Annotated in this window: 17 protein-coding genes; 16 read left to right on the top strand and 1 reads right to left on the bottom strand. The window is 60.1% G+C overall.

Annotated features, from left to right (window positions below; translation table 11 throughout):
* The first annotated feature begins 331 nt into the window (after window positions 1–331).
* The 11 genes from A3OQ_RS0119920 (at window position 332) to oxlT (ending at window position 12,756) form a co-directional block, all read left to right on the top strand.
* A complete protein-coding gene (locus A3OQ_RS0119920) occupies window positions 332–1,114 on the top strand; it encodes a trypsin-like peptidase domain-containing protein (protein ID WP_244427203.1) in 783 nt (260 codons plus the stop codon).
* 204 nt (window positions 1,115–1,318) lie between these two features.
* A complete protein-coding gene (locus tag A3OQ_RS0119915) occupies window positions 1,319–2,416 on the top strand; it encodes a glycosyltransferase (protein WP_020177209.1) in 1,098 nt (365 codons plus the stop codon).
* 367 nt (window positions 2,417–2,783) lie between these two features.
* The gene (miaB, locus tag A3OQ_RS0119910; RefSeq protein WP_152428689.1) at window positions 2,784–4,229 is read left to right on the top strand and encodes a tRNA (N6-isopentenyl adenosine(37)-C2)-methylthiotransferase MiaB; all 1,446 of its coding nucleotides are present in this window, start codon (window positions 2,784–2,786) and stop codon (window positions 4,227–4,229) included.
* Between the two features lie 23 nt (window positions 4,230–4,252).
* Window positions 4,253–5,293, top strand: coding sequence for a PhoH family protein (locus A3OQ_RS0119905; RefSeq protein WP_020177207.1), 1,041 nt, complete (start codon window positions 4,253–4,255; stop codon window positions 5,291–5,293).
* Window positions 5,290–5,781: an rRNA maturation RNase YbeY gene (gene ybeY, locus A3OQ_RS0119900; RefSeq protein ID WP_020177206.1), complete on the top strand. Its 492-nt coding sequence runs from the start codon at window positions 5,290–5,292 to the stop codon at window positions 5,779–5,781. The genes A3OQ_RS0119905 and ybeY overlap by 4 nt, the downstream gene beginning before the upstream one ends.
* Window positions 5,778–6,779, top strand: a complete 1,002-nt coding sequence (locus tag A3OQ_RS0119895; protein ID WP_020177205.1) for a hemolysin family protein — start codon at window positions 5,778–5,780, stop codon at window positions 6,777–6,779. The genes ybeY and A3OQ_RS0119895 overlap by 4 nt, the downstream gene beginning before the upstream one ends.
* Window positions 6,780–6,845: 66 nt before the next feature.
* Window positions 6,846–8,525 carry an apolipoprotein N-acyltransferase gene (lnt, locus tag A3OQ_RS0119890; RefSeq protein WP_020177204.1) on the top strand — a complete coding sequence of 560 codons (1,680 nt, stop codon included), beginning with the start codon at window positions 6,846–6,848 and terminating at the stop codon, window positions 8,523–8,525.
* Window positions 8,526–8,662: 137 nt separating this feature from the next.
* Window positions 8,663–9,121 (top strand): helix-turn-helix domain-containing protein, encoded by a 459-nt coding sequence (locus A3OQ_RS0119885; protein WP_020177203.1) that lies wholly within the window; start codon window positions 8,663–8,665, stop codon window positions 9,119–9,121.
* Window positions 9,122–9,305: 184 nt separating this feature from the next.
* Window positions 9,306–10,556, top strand: coding sequence for a methionine adenosyltransferase (gene metK, locus A3OQ_RS0119880; protein WP_020177202.1), 1,251 nt, complete (start codon window positions 9,306–9,308; stop codon window positions 10,554–10,556).
* Window positions 10,557–10,612: 56 nt separating this feature from the next.
* Entirely contained in the window at window positions 10,613–11,317 is a 705-nt protein-coding gene (gene trmB / locus A3OQ_RS0119875) for a tRNA (guanine(46)-N(7))-methyltransferase TrmB (RefSeq protein ID WP_020177201.1), read from the top strand.
* Between the two features lie 155 nt (window positions 11,318–11,472).
* Entirely contained in the window at window positions 11,473–12,756 is a 1,284-nt protein-coding gene (gene oxlT, locus A3OQ_RS0119870) for an oxalate/formate MFS antiporter (protein ID WP_020177200.1), read from the top strand.
* Window positions 12,757–12,765: 9 nt separating this feature from the next.
* On the opposite strand, the gene A3OQ_RS0119865 is transcribed toward oxlT, so the two are convergent.
* Window positions 12,766–13,182, bottom strand: coding sequence for a hypothetical protein (locus tag A3OQ_RS0119865; protein WP_026596045.1), 417 nt, complete (start codon window positions 13,180–13,182; stop codon window positions 12,766–12,768).
* A 235-nt stretch (window positions 13,183–13,417) separates the two neighbouring features.
* Between A3OQ_RS0119865 and A3OQ_RS0119855 the strand changes: the two genes are divergently transcribed.
* From A3OQ_RS0119855 to A3OQ_RS23125, 5 genes are all read left to right on the top strand, one after another.
* The gene (locus A3OQ_RS0119855) at window positions 13,418–14,545 is read left to right on the top strand and encodes an ATP phosphoribosyltransferase regulatory subunit (protein WP_040581558.1); all 1,128 of its coding nucleotides are present in this window, start codon (window positions 13,418–13,420) and stop codon (window positions 14,543–14,545) included.
* Complete coding sequence (gene hisG / locus A3OQ_RS0119850; protein WP_026596044.1) at window positions 14,542–15,519, top strand: ATP phosphoribosyltransferase; 978 nt, start codon at window positions 14,542–14,544, stop codon at window positions 15,517–15,519. The genes A3OQ_RS0119855 and hisG overlap by 4 nt, the downstream gene beginning before the upstream one ends.
* A 108-nt stretch (window positions 15,520–15,627) precedes the next feature.
* Entirely contained in the window at window positions 15,628–15,846 is a 219-nt protein-coding gene (locus tag A3OQ_RS0119845; RefSeq protein ID WP_026596043.1) for a hypothetical protein, read from the top strand.
* A gap of 67 nt (window positions 15,847–15,913) precedes the next feature.
* A complete protein-coding gene (locus A3OQ_RS25380; protein WP_020177195.1) occupies window positions 15,914–16,120 on the top strand; it encodes a nucleotidyltransferase family protein in 207 nt (68 codons plus the stop codon).
* A 222-nt stretch (window positions 16,121–16,342) separates the two neighbouring features.
* Window positions 16,343–16,558: a HepT-like ribonuclease domain-containing protein gene (locus A3OQ_RS23125; RefSeq protein ID WP_020177192.1), complete on the top strand. Its 216-nt coding sequence runs from the start codon at window positions 16,343–16,345 to the stop codon at window positions 16,556–16,558.
* The last annotated feature ends 11 nt before the right edge of the window (window positions 16,559–16,569 follow it).

Here is a 16,569-nt window from a genome sequence, read left to right as displayed (position 1 = left end):
TCGGCCAAAATCTGCCGCAAAATTCTGTGAAACAGTTTCTATCGACGAACCTGTGGCGCAAGCTGGTCTTTCGGCTGCCTGCGACATGCCCGCACAGCAAGAGGTCCGCGGCCTGAGGCGATCCGTTCATTTTCCGCCCTTCGAACAAGACGGAATTGAATTAAATTGCGCCGGCTCAGCTTGATTTGGCCTTTTTCTCGAAATTAAATCATTGGCTTGTCGCGCCGAATCGAGAAATATCGGGATGATGAAACCAGGACGTTTGCTGACTGCCCTCGGCATTTTGCCATTTGCTCTTGCTTCCTCCGAGTTCGCGGCTTCTGCGCCGGTGATGCAGGAACTGCCCGCCGCTTCACCGCCTCAAAACGTCTTTCCGGTTCTCGTCTTCGGCAAGAACAGCCGCAAAACCGTCGACGATTTCGCCGTCGAGAATAAGCTCGACCCCAAAGCGTTGCGCCGAACCTATGCCGCCTCGGGCCTCATCGAATGTGGGAATCTGCACGGCGCCGGGCAATTGACCCTGACCGATCAGGTCGTGACGACGGCCGCGCATGTATTTTTCGACGAGAAGGGCGCGCCGACTGCCAAATCCTGCATCTTCGTGCTGGAGACGGACGGCAAGCAGATCGGCGTCCCGATCGATCTCAGCTCGGTCATTGCCGGCAGCACCAATCCCTATGCCGTCGCAGAGGTTCATGACTGGGCCGTCGCGCGCCTCGCGAAGCCCGTCGAAGGCGTGCAGCCCTATGGAATAGCCGAAGCCTCGGCCGTCAATGCGCCGGTCGAATTCGTGGCAAGAGGCCATGTCGATTGGGGTGAAGGCCGCCGCCTGTCGATGGAAAAATGCCATCTCCACGATCAACTCGCGTCCGGCAAGGAAGGCACGCGCGAATTTTCCTTCGATTGCGAGACGGGAGACGGCGCCTCTGGCGGCGCCGTTCTGGCGCAAACCGACAAGCCCGAGATCAGCGCCATCCTCGTTGGCTGGACGAGCAATAAGCCGTTTCATGCCGCGCCTTTTTCGCCGACCCATTATAATTTCGTCGTCACCATGGAAGGCGCGTTCCGGCAGGCCGTGCAGACGATGGCCAATAAGGTCTACGTGGCCAAATAACTTCCGCGCCGCGAGCTTCCAAAAGAACGTTGCGCAGCTTCGCGCGGGGCAGCGCGATTAAGGTTAAGAAAAGCTTTCCAGGTTTTTTTAAGAATTGAAATAGTATTCCGCTCGCCAAAAGCGTGCGATTCAGTCATGAATCGTGTTCAATAAATGCCGCTTCAGATTCCATGCGCAATATGCGAAGCGCGGCGGAGAGACTGAATGCGCATTGCCATCGTTCATTATTGGCTCGTCGGCCTGAGAGGCGGCGAAAAAGTTCTGGAAGCCATCTGCGAAACATATCCGGACGCAGATATCTTCACTCATGTCTATGATGCGGAAGCCGCCGGACCGATCATCGGCGCGCATAAGGTCACTACGACCTTCATCGCGAAATTGCCCTTCGCGCGCCGCTTCTACAAATTCTATCTGCCGCTCATGCCCTTCGCCCTGGAGGCATTGGACCTCTCGTCCTATGACCTCGTGATCTCGTCGGAGTCGGGTCCGGCCAAAGGGGTTCTGACGCGGCCCGACGCGATTCATGTCTGCTATTGCCACAGTCCCATGCGCTATATCTGGGACCAATATCAGCTCTACCGCTCGTCCGCGGGCTTCCTGGCTCGAATGATGATGCCGGTGCTGGCGCCTTTTCTGCGCCTCTGGGACGTGGTCTCGTCCAATCGCGTGGATCATTTCATCGCCAATTCGCGGTTTGTCGCCAAGCGAATCAAAAAGACCTACAGGCGCGACGCCGAGGTCATTTTTCCTCCGGTGAGACTCGAGGACTATGACATCGAGGCCCATCCGAGCGGGGATTATTATTTCTTCATCAGCCAGCTCGAAACCTATAAGCGCGCCGAGATCGTCATCGAGGCAGCCAATCGCCTGGGCCGGAAACTGATCGTCGTCGGCGCCGGAGCGGAAGAGGAGCGGCTAGCCTCGCTCGCCGGTCCGACCGTCACGCTTCTCGGGCGGCAGACGACGGAAGAGATCGCGAAACTCTACAGAAACTGCCGCGCGCTGCTGTTTGCCGGGATCGAGGATTTCGGCATCGTGTTTTTGGAGGCCATGGCCTCGGGGCGTCCCGTCATCGCCTATGCAAAGGGAGGCGCGCTCGATGCCGTGATCGACGGCAAGACGGGTCTGCTTTATAAGGAACAGACGGTCGAAGCCTTGGTGCAGGCGATTCTGGCTTTCGAGGCCAATCCGGATGGTTTCGACCCGCGGGCGATCCGCGCCCACGCCGAGACCTTCAACACCGATGCGTTCAAGGCCAAGTTCAAAGCCGCGATCGAGCGTTTTTGCGCCAAAGCAGATTGAAGCCCGGTCTCAAGATCCACATCTATCGAAAATCGCGATTTGTGCGGTTCTGGACTGAAATCACGCCGATTTCAGTCGAAAGACGCGAGCTCTGCCATTCTGGCAATGGTCTTGCTTGTTCTCAGACGCGCGAAAACGTCATAAAAGAGGGCGGGGAGGGTGCTAACCCTCTGCCCTTGCGAGGACCATGAGTCGACATCGAAATCATCCTGCCACAGATCACGATGACTTTGGATCGGACCGATCCAAAGTCATGAACGTGATCGCCTCTGATCGTTTAGAGCGGGATGCGGGCGGAAAACCGCTGCACACTTTTCCTCATCCCGCTCTGGATCCCGATGACTTTGGATTGCAGCAATCCGAAGTCATGAACGTGGTCGACTCTGATGAGTTAGAGCTGGCAGGCTCATCCGCGAGCGAAGCCTCGCATGTGCAGGATCATCCGCGCCGCAAGCTCCATATCAAGTCTTATGGTTGTCAGATGAATGTGTACGATGCGCAGAAGATCGCAGATCTTCTGGCAGCGGATGGCTATGACGAGACGCTGCAGGAAGAAGATGCGGATCTCGTGATCTTGAACACCTGCCATATTCGGGAGCGCGCGGCGGAAAAGGTGTTTTCTGAACTGGGCAAGGTGGCGCTCCGCAAGAAGGAACGCGCTTCTCTTGGTCGTGAGACGCGAATCGTCGTGGCGGGTTGCGTAGCGCAAGCCGAGGGCGGTGAGATTTTGCGGCGTCAAAAAGCGGTGGATCTCGTGGTCGGGCCGCAGAGCTACCATCATCTGCCCGAACTTTTGCGCCAATCGAACGGACGTGCCGGCATCGTCGATACCGAATTTCCGATCATCGATAAGTTCGCCTTTCTGCCGGCACCGCTGCGCGAGAAGACTTTGGCGCGCGGCGTCTCGGCCTTTGTGACGGTGCAGGAAGGCTGCGATAAATTCTGCAGCTTCTGCGTCGTGCCCTATACGCGCGGCGCGGAAATGTCGCGTCCGGTCGCAGCAGTCATTGCCGAGGTCGAAGCTCTGGCGGCCGACGGCGTCCGCGAGATCACGCTGCTCGGGCAAAACGTCAATGCCTATCACGGACTGGACGAGGCGGGCGGCATCGTCTCGTTCGGCCGGCTCTGCGCGCGGCTCGCGGAGGTCGAGGGCATTGCCCGGATCCGCTATACGACGAGCCACCCAAACGATATGGACGCGGATCTGATCGCAGCGCATCGCGACCTGCCGCAGCTCATGCCGTTTTTGCATCTGCCGGTGCAGTCGGGCTCCGATCGCATTCTGGCGGCGATGAACCGCAAACATGACCGCGCCGAATATCTGAAGCTCATCGATGCGATCAGGGCGGCGCGGCCGGATATTGCGCTATCGTCCGATTTCATCGTCGGGTTTCCGGGCGAGAGCGATGCGGATTTCGAGGCAACCCTCGACTTGATCGCCGAGGTTCGATTCGCCTCGGGCTTTTTCTTCAAATATTCGCCGCGTCCCGGCACGCCTGGCGCCGATCTTCCCGATCAGATCGAGGAGACGGTGAAGAGCGAGCGGCTGGCGCGGCTGCAAGCGCTTGTCGAAGCACAGCATGATGATTTCAACCGGGACATGATCGGCCGCCGGATGGACGTTCTGTTCGAAAAGCCCGGCCGCCACGCCGGTCAGATCGGCGGAAAGTCACCCTTCCTCCAGGCGGTTCATGTCGATGGGCCGCGTGAGCTGATCGGCGGAATCCATCCGGTTGAAATTATCGCAACAGGTCCAAACTCTTTGTTTGGACGCCTCATTTCAAACCCGGGCATGAGCGAGGTAATGGCTTGAGACCAGACCGTTCGCAACCTTCGTTGCGTGCCGAGGTGCTGCCTTCCGTGGCGGACACGAAGCCGACCGAAATCAGCGTGTCCTTCGACGATAATCGCCTCGCCTCCCTGGTCTTCGGCCAATATGACGAAAACCTGGCCAAGGTCGAGCGCAGGCTTGGCGTCGTCGCCCATGCCAATGGCAATCACGTTACGATCAAAGGCCCCATCGAGGCCTGCGAACATGCGCGGCTCGTTCTTGCGAATCTCGCGGCGCGGGCCCGCCAGGGACATGTCGTGACGCCCGGAGACGTCGACGGCGCGATCGAAGAGGGAGCCCTGCAAGGCAGCCTGTTTCCGCGCGAGGCGGATGTTACCGGCATCGTATTCGAGCAGATCCGGACACGTAAAAAGAGCCTGGTGCGCGCCCGCAACGTTGCGCAGGATCTCTACATGCGGACCTTGAAGCGCGAAGAGCTGGTCTTCGCGGAAGGCCCTGCCGGCACGGGCAAGACATGGCTCGCCGTCGGCTTCGCGGTGTCGCTGCTTGAACAGGGCGTCGTCGAGCGATTGATCCTGTCGCGGCCGGCGGTCGAAGCCGGCGAGCGGCTCGGCTTTTTGCCGGGCGATATGCGCGACAAGGTCGATCCCTATCTGCGGCCGATCTTCGATGCCTTGAACGATTTTATGGACCCACGGGTGGTCGAGCGCGGCATGCAGTCCGGCATGATCGAGGTGGCGCCGCTTGCCTTCATGCGCGGTCGCACCTTGACCAATGCCTGCGTGCTCCTCGACGAAGCGCAGAACGCGACGACGATGCAGATGAAAATGTTCCTGACGCGTCTCGGCGAGGGATCGCGGATGATCATCACCGGCGATCCGACGCAGACCGATCTTCCGCCCGGACAAAAATCCGGGCTCGCCGAGGCCATCGATCTTCTGTCGGGTCTCGAAGGCATAGGCCATGTGATCTTCCGCGAGGGCGATGTCGTGCGTCACGATCTCGTGCGGCGCATCGTCGGCGCCTATGAAGCCGCGGCGCGCAACCGCGCGGCGGCGGTGACGCGTGAGGGACCGCAGCGATGAAGCTCTCGCTCGATATCGCGATCGAAAGCGATGACTGGCAAGCATTCGAAGAGCCGGAAGGGCTCGCCGAAAGCGCCATCGATGCGGCGGTCCGGTTAAGCGGCGTCGAACTGCCGCCAGGCGCCGAGGTCAGCATTCTTCTTTGCGATGATGATTTCATCCGCGATTTGAACCAAAAATGGCGCGGCATCGACAAGCCGACCAATGTCCTCTCCTTTCCGGCCGGCGATACGGCGGCCCCAGGGCCCATCCTGGGCGATATCGTCGTCGCCTATGGCACCGCTGCGCGGGAAGCGCGCGAGGAAGAAAAGTCCTTGCGCGATCACGTTGCGCATCTCTTTGTCCATGGATTCTTGCATCTGATCGGATACGATCATCTCGTCGCCGCCGAGGCGGACGAAATGGAAGCGCTGGAGCGCGCCGTTTTGGCCGAGCTCGGCATTGCCGATCCTTACCGGGGAGCCTTCGTCCAGATCGCTGAGTCATGATGAGCGAACACGACCCGCGTGCCGCCGGCGAGGCGCAAGGCGAGAGACCGCAGCCCGCCAAGCCGACCTTATTCGATCGTCTCCGGACCTTGTTTGGAATGGGCGGGGTGTCCGTCCGCGACGATATCGAAGATGCTCTGGCCACCACCTCGACGGAGGCCGACCTCTCGGCGCAGGAACGCGCCATGCTCAAGAACGTCCTCGATCTTCATGAGGTGAAGGTCGAGGATTTGATGGTGCCGCGCGCCGATATCATCGCCGTCGCCATCGATGCGAGCCTGCACGATGTCCTCTCGCTGTTTCGGACCGCCGGTCACTCGCGGTTTCCGGTGCATGGCGAGACGCTCGACGATCCGCGGGGCATGGTCCATATCCGCGACTTTCTCGATTATCTCGCGACTGGACCGCAGGCTGCGGGCGCGGAAAAGCCGATGGAGACTCCGTCCAAACTGCCGACCATCGATCTCTCTCTGCCTTTGTCGGAAGCGAAAATCTTGCGCCCCGTTCTTTTCGTGCCGCCGTCCATGCCGGCGCTCGATCTCCTGGTGAAGATGCAGGCGACGCGGACCCATATGGCGCTCATCATCGACGAATATGGTGGAACCGACGGACTCGCGTCGATCGAAGACATTGTCGAGATGATCGTCGGCGACATTGAAGACGAGCATGATTTCGACGAAGGGCCGGACGTCGAGGCGGCGGCGGACGGCACCTTCGTCGCCAATGCGCGCGCGGCGCTCGACGATGTGTGGCAGACGATCGGCGTCGATCTCGATCTTTTTACCGATGCCGAAGATGTCGACACGCTCGGCGGGCTGGTGACGGCTTTGGCCGGTCACGTCCCGGTGCGGGGCGAAATCATTGCCGAAGGTCCATTCGAGTTCGAGATTCTCGATGCCGACCCGCGCCGGGTCAAAAAGATCAAGATCCGCCGGCGCGTGGACCCTGTCACTCCGCCGGCCTCCGCCGCGCCGGCGGCGGGTGATACGTCGCGGTGAGATTTTGACGCGGGACACCGAATCTGCTTCGCCTCCTCCAGCCAGGACAACGGCGGGCGGAGAAAAATGACGACAGCGGCGCCTCTTCGATCACAGCTCCCCGGTGCGTTTTCCGTCCTGCTTCGGATCGCCGAGACGGTCATGCTCGCCGATGGCTGGCGCCGCCGGTTGATTGCCTGCGGCGCGGGCGCGGGCGGCGCGCTCGCCATGGCGCCCGTCGATGTCTTCCCGGCCATGATCGTGCCTATGACCATCGCGGTCTGGCTTCTCGATGGCTCGGCGGATGCCGGCCTGCGCCGGGCAGCGTCTCTCTTCAGCGCCTTCGGGATCGGCTGGTGGTGGGGCTTTGGCTATTTTCTGGCAAGCCTCTGGTGGCTCGGCGCGGCCTTTCTCGTCGAGGCGGATAAGTTTGCGTGGCTGCTGCCGCTTGGTGTCATCGGCCTGCCGGCCTTTCTCGCCTTTTTCCCGGCTTTGGGATTCGCCCTGGCGCGGCTCATCTGGTCGCCGGGTCCCGGCCGGATTTTGGCGCTTGCCGCTGGCCTCAGTCTTTCCGAATGGCTGCGGGGCCATGCCTTCAGCGGCTTTCCCTGGAACGCGTTCGGCATGGCGCTCGGCGGCAATCTCGTCACGGCGCAATTTGCCTCCGTGGTCGGCCTCTATGGATTGACCGTTCTTACGATCGCGATTTGCGCGGCGCCCGCCACTTTGATCGACCGGCACATTCGGGCAGCCTTTTCGACGCGATGGTTCGTTCGCACGCCCGTCGGCCTCGCGCTTCTTGTTTTTATGGGCCTCGCGATTTTCGGCGCGATCAGGCTTGCGCCTGGAACGACGCCGCTGGTCAAGGGCATTTCCTTGCGGATCATGCAGCCCAATCTGGCGCAGGATGCCAAATTCCGGCCTGAGAACGGGCCGGCGATCCTGGCGCATTATCTGTCCCTCTCCGATCGCTCAACCGGACCGGCACATACCGGGCTCGCCGATGTCTCGGTCCTGATCTGGCCGGAGTCGGCCTTTCCATTCATCTTGTCGCGTACGCCGCAGGCCTTGGCGCAAATCGCCGCCGTGCTGTCGCCAAATAGCGTCCTCGTGACGGGCGCGGCCCGCGAAGAGGATCTGCCGGCCGACAAGGACAATCCGAAGCCGCACACCGTCTTCTTCAACGCTGTGCAGGTCGTCGACAAGAGCGGCGTGATTTTAGAAAGCTACGACAAGGTTCATCTTGTCCCCTTCGGCGAATATCTGCCGTTTTCGACCTTCCTGAACAAGCTGGGATTGCGCCAGTTCGTGCATATGCCGGGCGGCTTCGAAGCGGGCAGTAAACACGTGATTTTGAATGTCCCCGGCCTGCCGCCGGTTGTGCCGCTGATTTGCTATGAAGCCATTTTCCCCGGCGATGTGATGCCGTCTGTGCCTGGCGAACGGCCGGGCCTGCTTCTCAATCTCACCAATGACGGGTGGTTCGGCAATACGGCCGGCCCTTATCAGCATTTCGCCCAGGCGCGATTGCGGACGATCGAAGAAGGTCTGCCGTTGGTGCGCGCGGCGAATTCAGGGATATCTGCGATCGTCGACCCCTACGGACGCGTATTGTCTGAACTCTCTCTCGGTAGAGAAGGACTATTGGACGGTGGCCTTCCGCAGAGACTTGGGCCACCAATATTCGCTCATCTTCCATTCATCTCACCGTTTTTAGTATGGTTAATAGCAATTAGTTGCTCCTTTATCTTTCGCAGACAGGTTTGATACCAGCGCTTTCTCGCGTCTACGTTGCATTATTATAAAATACACGCTAGGTGTCATTTCACATGCGAAATCAGGGTATTGCTAAGTTTGATGAGACAGAGCCGGTTTCTGGCGAGGTGGAGGGGAGACCAGCTTTTGTGAAAAAGGCACCGAATCCGATTGATCGGCATGTCGGAAGCCGTGTCCGCATGCGCCGCATTTTGCTGGGAATGAGCCAGGAAAAGCTGGGGGAGGCGCTGGAACTGACGTTTCAGCAAGTACAAAAATACGAGAAAGGCACCAACCGCATTGGCGCGAGCCGGTTGCAGCAGATCTCGCAGATTTTGAACGTACCTCCGGCCTTTTTCTTCGATGGCGCGCCGGCGTCCGAAGGAACGGCTGCGTCCGAAGCGACGCAGGCCCAATTCGCGGAAGAAGATGAAGGCTCGACCTATATTGTCGATTTCCTTTCGACGACGGAAGGCGTGCGCCTGAACAAGGCCTTTGCCCGGATTCACAATCCGAAAGTCCGCAAAAGGATCATCGATCTCGTCACGAGTCTCGCCGACGAGGACGATGCCGAGGAGCCGGAAACCGGCAAGACGCCAGCGAAGTAAGCTTGCTCTTCACATTCATAACCAACATGTGCCTCAACCCCAGGCGCGATCCGCAGCCTACGTTACTCAGGTAGCGTTCGTTATAGCGAACGTATCCGCCAGAAAAGCTTGACGAAACGAACGAATTGTCCGAAGTTTAGCGGGTTCGAGGCGTTGGGTGTCTCCAGCCTCGGCCTCCGCTGGCGTGGTTCCGCCGCTTGGCGGATCGACCTCAATCACCTGCCTGTTGGAGCTCTCCGTGCCGCGCGAGACCTTTTTATTTACAAGTGAGTCGGTTTCTGAAGGCCATCCGGACAAGGTCTGCGACCGCATTTCCGACGAAGTGGTCGATCTCTTCTTTCGCGAAGGCGAAAAGGCCGGTGTCGATCCCTATCAGACGCGCGTTGCCTGCGAGACCTTGGCGACCACCAATTTCGTCGTGATCGCCGGCGAGGTGCGCGGCGCACCGATAAAGCCCGAGCAGATCGAAGAGACCGCGCGCCAAGCCGTCAAGGACATAGGCTACGAGCAGGAAGGCTTCCATTGGAAGCATGCCGACGTCAACATCAGGCTGCACGCCCAATCGGCCGATATTGCGCAAGGCGTCGATGCCGCCGGCAATAAGGACGAGGGCGCGGGCGACCAGGGCATCATGTTCGGCTATGCCTGCCGCGAGACGCCAGAGCTGATGCCGGCGCCGATCTATTACGCGCATAAGATTCTCGAGCTGCTCGCCACCGAACGCAAGAGCGGCAAAGGCGAGGCCGCCAAACTCGGTCCCGATGCGAAGAGCCAGGTCACGATCAAATATGAGCATGGCAAGCCGGTCGGCGCGACGCAGATCGTGCTCTCGACCCAGCACCTCGACGAGAACCTGAGCTCTCTCGACGTGCGCTCGATCGTCGAACCCTATATCCGCAAGACCTTGCCGGAAGGTTGGATCAGCGATGCAACCGTCTGGCATGTGAACCCGACCGGCAAATTCGTCATCGGCGGTCCGGACGGCGATTGCGGTCTCACCGGCCGCAAGATCATCGTCGATACCTATGGCGGTGCCGCGCCGCATGGCGGCGGCGCCTTTTCAGGCAAGGACCCGACGAAGGTCGATCGGTCCGCCGCCTATGCCGCGCGCTATCTCGCTAAAAATGTCGTCGCGGCCGGTCTCGCCGATCGCTGCACGATCCAACTCTCCTATGCGATCGGCGTCGCCGAACCGCTGTCGATCTACGTCAATCTTCACGAGACCGGCAATGTCGCCGAGGACAAGCTGGAGACGGTCTTGGGCCGGATCATGCGCCTGTCGCCGCGCGGCATCAGAGAACACCTTCAACTGAACCGGCCGATCTATGCGCGGACCTCGGCCTATGGCCATTTCGGCCGGATCCCCGATGCCGAAGGCGGCTTCTCCTGGGAGAAGACCGATCTCGTCAAGGAGCTGACGTCGGCGCTCGCCTGATTGGGTCAGGCGCTGCCGATTTGCCGCCCGCCGCGGCAAAACATAAATAGGCGCGCATGAACTCCAGTCTTCCGCCACATACGGAATTTATTCCGTCGCCGCTTCATGGGCGCCGCAAAGCCAAAAAGCTGCGGACCCATCACACCGCGCTCGTCGAAAATCTGCTGCCGCATCTGGCGCTCGATCTTTCGAAGCCCTTGGGCGATCCGGCGGCGCTTTTCCCGAACCAGCCCAAAACCTTCTGGATGGAAGTCGGCTTCGGCGGCGGCGAACATATGGCAGATGAAGCACTGCGCCATCAAGACGTGGGCTTCTTCGGCTGCGAGCCTTTCGTCAATGGCGTCGCCAAAGCCCTGGCTCTCATCGCCGAGGCGGACCTCTGCAACATCCGTCTGCATAATGGCGATGCGGGCGATGTGATCGACGCCTTGCCGGAGGCGGTGCTCTCCTGCGTCTATCTGCTTTATCCCGATCCCTGGCCGAAGCGGCGTCAGCACAAGAGACGCTTTCTATCGGATGATATGCTCACCAGATTGGCTCGCGTGATGAGCAGTGGCGCCGAATTGCGCTTTGCGACCGATATCGATCACAACGCCGGCTGGGTGCTCGCCCGGATTCTGCGGTCGCCCGATTTCGTCTGGCCTGCGCAAAGTGCTTCGGATTGGCATGCGCCTTGGGCGGATTGGGAGAGCACCCGCTACGAGACAAAGGCGCTGAGCGAAGGGCGTCGCCCCGCCTATTTCACATTCGTGAGAAGATAGGCGCCAAATGCCTTCGGAAGGCAATTAAGCGCTTAGAGATTCCTTCCACGATTCTGCAATCCAGAGTTATAGTCTTTCAGAGATCGGAGCGCCGCCGGTGCGTTTCCGCCGGCTATTTCCCTTGTGGCGGCCGGACTGTGCGGATGGGGACCAAAATGGCGGAGCTGGAAGGTGTAAGGGCGAGCGGCAATCGCTGGCTGCAATTGGTGCTCGGTGTCATCACCATGATGGCCATCTCCAGCCCGCAATATGTCTGGACCCTTTTCACCAAGCCGTTGCTGGAGGTGACCGGCGTCAGTCTGGCGACCTTGCAGATCACCATCTCTATCCTGATCGTGCTGCAGACTTGGCTGTCGCCGTTGCAGGGCGCGCTCATCGAGCGCTTCGGGCCGAAGCCGCTCGTGATGGCCGGTTGCGCTTTGTCGGGTCTGTCTTGGATTCTTTCCGCCTATGCGACGGATGTGACGATGCTCTATCTCACCTATGGTGTGCTTGGCGGCATCGGTACAGGCATCGTCTATGTCGGCGTCATCGGCCATATGGTGCGCTGGTTTCCGGACAAGCGCGGCTTTGCGACGGGCATGGCGGCGGCGGGCTATGGGTTCGGCGCGATGCTCACGACCTTCCCGATCGCGGACATGTTGAAGGCCTCCGGCTATCAGCACACGCTCATCGTTTTCGGTGCGATTCTCGGAGCTGTCGGCGTGCTCGCCGCGGCCTTTTTGCGCGAGCCTTTGGTTGGCTATACCGTTTCAACCATTGCATCGCCGCATGTGACAGACACGGATTATACGCCGACATCCATGCTGAAGACGCCGATCTTCTGGCTGCTCTTCGTCATGATGACGATGATGTCGACCGGCGGCCTCATGGTGATTTTGAACTTCGCGACGTTCAGCCGCGAGTTCGGCATTACCGACAATGTGATGGTCCTGGGCTTCGCGGCTCTGCCGCTGGCGCTGACGCTCGATCGCATCACCAACGGGGCGACGCGGCCCTTCTTCGGCTGGCTCTCGGACAGGATCGGGCGCGAAAATACCATGGCCATCGCCTTCGCGGGCGAGGCTTTGGCGATTTTTCTCATGCTCAATCTACGGCACGATCCTCTGGCCTATGTGCTCTTGTCCGGCGTCGTCTTCTTCGGCTGGGGCGAGATTTTTTCGCTCTTCCCCTCGACTTTGACCGACACGTTCGGCACGCAGCACGCGACGACCAATTATGGCTTTCTCTATATGGCGCAAGGCGTGGGCTCGGTGCTCGGCGGTCCGCTCGCAGCCTCGTTGCACGAACATACGGGCAGTTGGGTTCCGGTCTTCGGATTGGTCATCACGATGGACGTGTTGACGGCTCTGCTCGCCTTATTCGTGCTGAAGCCCTGGCGCAAGACATGGCTCGCCGGCAGCCGGCCCGCGCTGGCGACAGCCACGAAGCAGGCCTGACGTCCGATCTCAGATCGAGGCTGCGGCCTCGCGGGCTTTGTCGAGGAACTCGTCGCTCGCATAGACTTTGTCGCCATCCGGATCGTGCACGATCGCGCCGAAATTATTGACGAGCGCGGCGCAGACGGCCATGGCGGCAATATATTCGCGCACGTCGCCGCTCCATTTGACGGCGATTTCGACATCGCGCTCGGCGAGCGCGGATTTGAGATTCGCGGGCGCAGCATCTGCTGCGACATCCTGGAATTTGATATTGAACCCGGCATCCTCGCCGTCGAGCGTGCAGGGCAGATAGCCCTGGCTCTTGAAGGGCGCATAGCCGTCGTCCAGGGTCACTTTGAACTTGAGGCCGTCGATCGCCTTTTGCAGATCCTTTCGCGCCGGGACATCCTTGCGATTGAGAAAGGCGGACTGCGCGCGCGGCATGGCTTGCTCCTGATTTCGGCCGATCGGACGCGCCTCTTTATCACAAGCCTCATTCGCCTGAACAGGCGGGGCTTCGCCAAAAGCTGGATTTATTAATAAAGCCAACGGATTGGCTGGCCGGGACCGGGCTCTTGCGGGGTGATTTCATTCACCTTGTGCCGGAAAACCCGTCGCTTCGCCGCGCGGCCTTTGCTACGAAGGTTTTCATTTCGAAAAGGATGGAATGGCGGCCGCCATGTCTCTAACTGACGATCGCCTGCTTCAGGACGCCTTGGCGGCCCATCTGGCCGCGCAAGGCTATCCGCGCTGCGAGCCGCCGATCCTTCTGCCGGCCTCGGATTTTTTCGATTCCGGTGAGGAGATTCGCGGGCGGCTTTACCTCACAAGCGACGTCTCGGGCACGGATTATTGCCTGCGTCCGGAATATACGATTCCGGTCTGCCGTCATTATCTCGCCTCGCCGGAAGCCGGCCAGCCCGCGGCCTTTTCCTATTGCGGCCCCGTCTTTCGCTATCGCGCCGATGGGCCGGGCGAATTCATCCAGGCGGGACTTGAGAATTTCGGCCGCGCCGATCGCGAGGCGGCGGACGCCGAGATTCTGGCGCTCTCCTTGGAAACCATCGCCGCCGTTGCAGGCAAGGTGCTCAGCGTGCGGATCGGCGATGCGGGGCTCTTTGCGCGTCTGCTGGAAGCGCTTGATCTCTCGCCGCAATGGCGCCGCCGTATCAGCCGCGGTCATCTGCAAGGCAAGGCGCTTGAAGCCATTCTGTCCGCGCCCATGAATGGCGCGAGCACGGATCATTCCGGCGTGCTCGCGGCTTTGGAGGGGTCCGACAAGCAAGGCGCCCGCGCGCTGGTTGAAGATCTGCTATCGATCGCAGGCATAGCGACGGTCGGCGGACGCACGGCGGCTGAAATCGCCGACCGCTTTCTCGAACAGGCGGCGCTGAAATCGGGTTCGGGCTTTCCGGCCGAGAAGCGCGCGATCATCGAGCGCTTTCTCGGCATCGAGAGCGATCCCGATCATGCTTCGGCGGAACTCCGCCAATTGGCGCGCGACGCCAAGCTCGATCTGTCTGCCATCCTCGATCGGTTCGATGCGCGGCTCGGCTTCATGGCCGCGCGCGGCCTCGATATCGAGGCTCTGTCCTTCGGCACCGGCTTCGCGCGCAATCTCGATTATTATACGGGCTTCGTCTTCGAGGCGCATGACAAGGATCAGCCGAATAGCAAGCCGCTCGCGGGCGGCGGACGCTACGATTCCTTGGCCAAGACGCTCGGCGCGAAGGAGCCTATTCCTGCCGTCGGCGCCGCGATCTGGGTCGACCGCCTCAATCACGGCAAGATGGACGCTGCATCATGAGTGGGGCTCAGCCTTTCGTCCTTGCCGTACCCTCGAAGGGGCGGTTGCAGGAAAATGCCGCGGCCTTCTTCGGCCGCGCCGGGCTGACGCTCGTGCAAGGCCGCGGCGCGCGCGATTATCGCGGCACGCTCGCAGGCATCGAGGGCGTTGAAGTGGCCTTCGTCTCGGCATCCGAGATCGTGTCGCAGCTCGCGGCCGGCACCGCGCATATGGGCGTGACGGGCGAAGATCTCGTGCGCGAAACATTGCCTGATGCCGATGCGAAGCTTGTGCTTCTGACGCCGCTCGGTTTTGGCTATGCGAATGTCGTCGTCGCCGTGCCGCAGGCCTGGATCGACGTGAAGACCATGGCCGATCTCGAAGATGTCGCGGCGGCCTTTCGCGCGCGCCGTGGCGAGCGCATGCGGGTCGCGACCAAATATCTCAATCTCACGCGGCGGTTTTTCGCCGAGCGCCATGTCACCGATTACCGGATCGTCGAAAGCTTGGGAGCGACCGAAGGCGCACCTGCGGCGGGGCAGGCCGAACTCATTGTCGATATCACGACGACAGGCGCGACGCTCGCCGCCAATGCGCTGAAGATTTTGGACGATGGCGTCATGCTGCGGTCCGAAGCCAATCTCGTGGCGTCGCTGACGGCGCCATGGGACGACAAGACCAAAGAGACAGCGCGCATTCTTCTCTCGCGGATCGTCGCCGAAGAGGAAGCCCGCACGACCCGCGAAGTCTCGACGGTGCTCGCAAAGTTCGAGGCCGAGCAACAGATCGACGCGCAGGCGATATTTGCCGCCCGGATGCGCCTGCACGCGCCGGATGGGCGCCTTGTTTTGAATTGCCCCAAAGAAAAGGTGGCGGCGCTCGCCGATTGGCTCATCGGCCAAGGCGCGGACCATGTCGCTGTGACGGCGCAGGATTACGTGTTTTCCGCCGTCAATCCGCTTTACGAGAAGCTCGTCGCAAAGCTATATAAATAATTGCGACAAGTTTGCGAAATCCGCTATAAATGCCACCATGAGCATGGCCGTCTCTCTCGATGAAGGGCGGCAAAGGATTATGAGACTAGCAGTTTAGGGAAGCCGTCGATGTCATACTTCGTTTCCTGGATGAAGGACGGGCATGTTCGCAAATTCGCCTATCCGCATGTCAGCCTCGAAACGGCATTGGCACTGGCGCATGAGGTTTTGCAAACGGACGGCGGCGACGTCTGGGTGAGCGACGAAAAAGGCCAAAAAGTCGCCGACCGGGAAGCCGTTTTGGATCACGCCGAAGGCGATTATGCCGAGAGCGACGACGAAAATTAGAGGCGAGTAGCCTCTGCTTGGGCATCGGGCGGGGGACGAAAGGCTCGAAATCCGCTATAGGTTCGCCATGAGCGAAAGAGATGAGATCATCGCGACTTTACGCGCTGCCCTGCCGGACCTCCGGAAGCGTTGGCCGATCCACTCGCTCGCGCTTTTCGGCTCGATGGCGCGCGGGGACGCGACCGAGAAGAGTGATGTCGATCTTCTCGTCGAGTTCGATAAGCCGATCCCGTTTTCCATCATTTCTCGCTTGAGCAGGAACTTGAGAGATTGACGGAACGGCATGTCGATCTTGTCACGCGCCGGGCACTGAAGCCACATATGGGCAAGCGCATCCTCGAAGAAGCTTTGCCGCTTTGAGCAGCCGCAGCTATATCGACTTTCTGGACGATATTGTTGGCGCATGCCGTTCGATCATCCGATTCGTCGAAGGTATGACGATGGATGACTATTTCTCCGATGAGAAGACACGTTTCGCTGTGATGCATATGAGATCATGGGGGAAGCGGTGAAACATCTGCCAGACGATCTAAAATCCGATCATCCAGAAATTCCGTGGGCGCGAATGACCGCGGTGCGAAATTACATAGCTCACGGCTATTTCAGCGTGGACGATGTCATCCTGTTCGAGACGATCAGGCAAGAGTTACAACCTTTGCTTCCACAACTTGAAGCGATCTTGCATAAGCATAATCAAGAATGGAAAGAGTGATTTCTTTGCGC

Source organism: Methyloferula stellata AR4 (assembly GCF_000385335.1).
In the GTDB taxonomy this organism is placed as follows: domain Bacteria; phylum Pseudomonadota; class Alphaproteobacteria; order Rhizobiales; family Beijerinckiaceae; genus Methyloferula; species Methyloferula stellata.
The sequence above is the reverse complement of the archived record's forward strand: the minus strand, read 5'-3'. Positions and strand labels throughout refer to the sequence as shown.

Excerpts from the sequence above, each read along its gene's own strand:
- oxlT (WP_020177200.1), top strand. The coding sequence starts at position 11,473 with ATGGCGGAGCTGGAAGGTGTAAGGGCGAGCGGCAATCGCTGGCTGCAA.
- A3OQ_RS25380 (WP_020177195.1), top strand. The coding sequence starts at position 15,914 with ATGAGCGAAAGAGATGAGATCATCGCGACTTTACGCGCTGCCCTGCCG.
- A3OQ_RS0119855 (WP_040581558.1), top strand. The coding sequence starts at position 13,418 with ATGTCTCTAACTGACGATCGCCTGCTTCAGGACGCCTTGGCGGCCCAT.
- A3OQ_RS0119895 (WP_020177205.1), top strand. The coding sequence starts at position 5,778 with ATGATGAGCGAACACGACCCGCGTGCCGCCGGCGAGGCGCAAGGCGAG.
- ybeY (WP_020177206.1), top strand. The coding sequence starts at position 5,290 with ATGAAGCTCTCGCTCGATATCGCGATCGAAAGCGATGACTGGCAAGCA.
- hisG (WP_026596044.1), top strand. The coding sequence starts at position 14,542 with ATGAGTGGGGCTCAGCCTTTCGTCCTTGCCGTACCCTCGAAGGGGCGG.
- A3OQ_RS0119865 (WP_026596045.1), bottom strand. The coding sequence starts at position 13,182 with ATGCCGCGCGCGCAGTCCGCCTTTCTCAATCGCAAGGATGTCCCGGCG.
- A3OQ_RS23125 (WP_020177192.1), top strand. The coding sequence starts at position 16,343 with ATGGGGGAAGCGGTGAAACATCTGCCAGACGATCTAAAATCCGATCAT.
- miaB (WP_152428689.1), top strand. The coding sequence starts at position 2,784 with ATGAACGTGGTCGACTCTGATGAGTTAGAGCTGGCAGGCTCATCCGCG.
- lnt (WP_020177204.1), top strand. The coding sequence starts at position 6,846 with ATGACGACAGCGGCGCCTCTTCGATCACAGCTCCCCGGTGCGTTTTCC.
- A3OQ_RS0119915 (WP_020177209.1), top strand. The coding sequence starts at position 1,319 with ATGCGCATTGCCATCGTTCATTATTGGCTCGTCGGCCTGAGAGGCGGC.
- A3OQ_RS0119920 (WP_244427203.1), top strand. The coding sequence starts at position 332 with ATGCAGGAACTGCCCGCCGCTTCACCGCCTCAAAACGTCTTTCCGGTT.
- A3OQ_RS0119845 (WP_026596043.1), top strand. The coding sequence starts at position 15,628 with ATGTCATACTTCGTTTCCTGGATGAAGGACGGGCATGTTCGCAAATTC.
- trmB (WP_020177201.1), top strand. The coding sequence starts at position 10,613 with ATGAACTCCAGTCTTCCGCCACATACGGAATTTATTCCGTCGCCGCTT.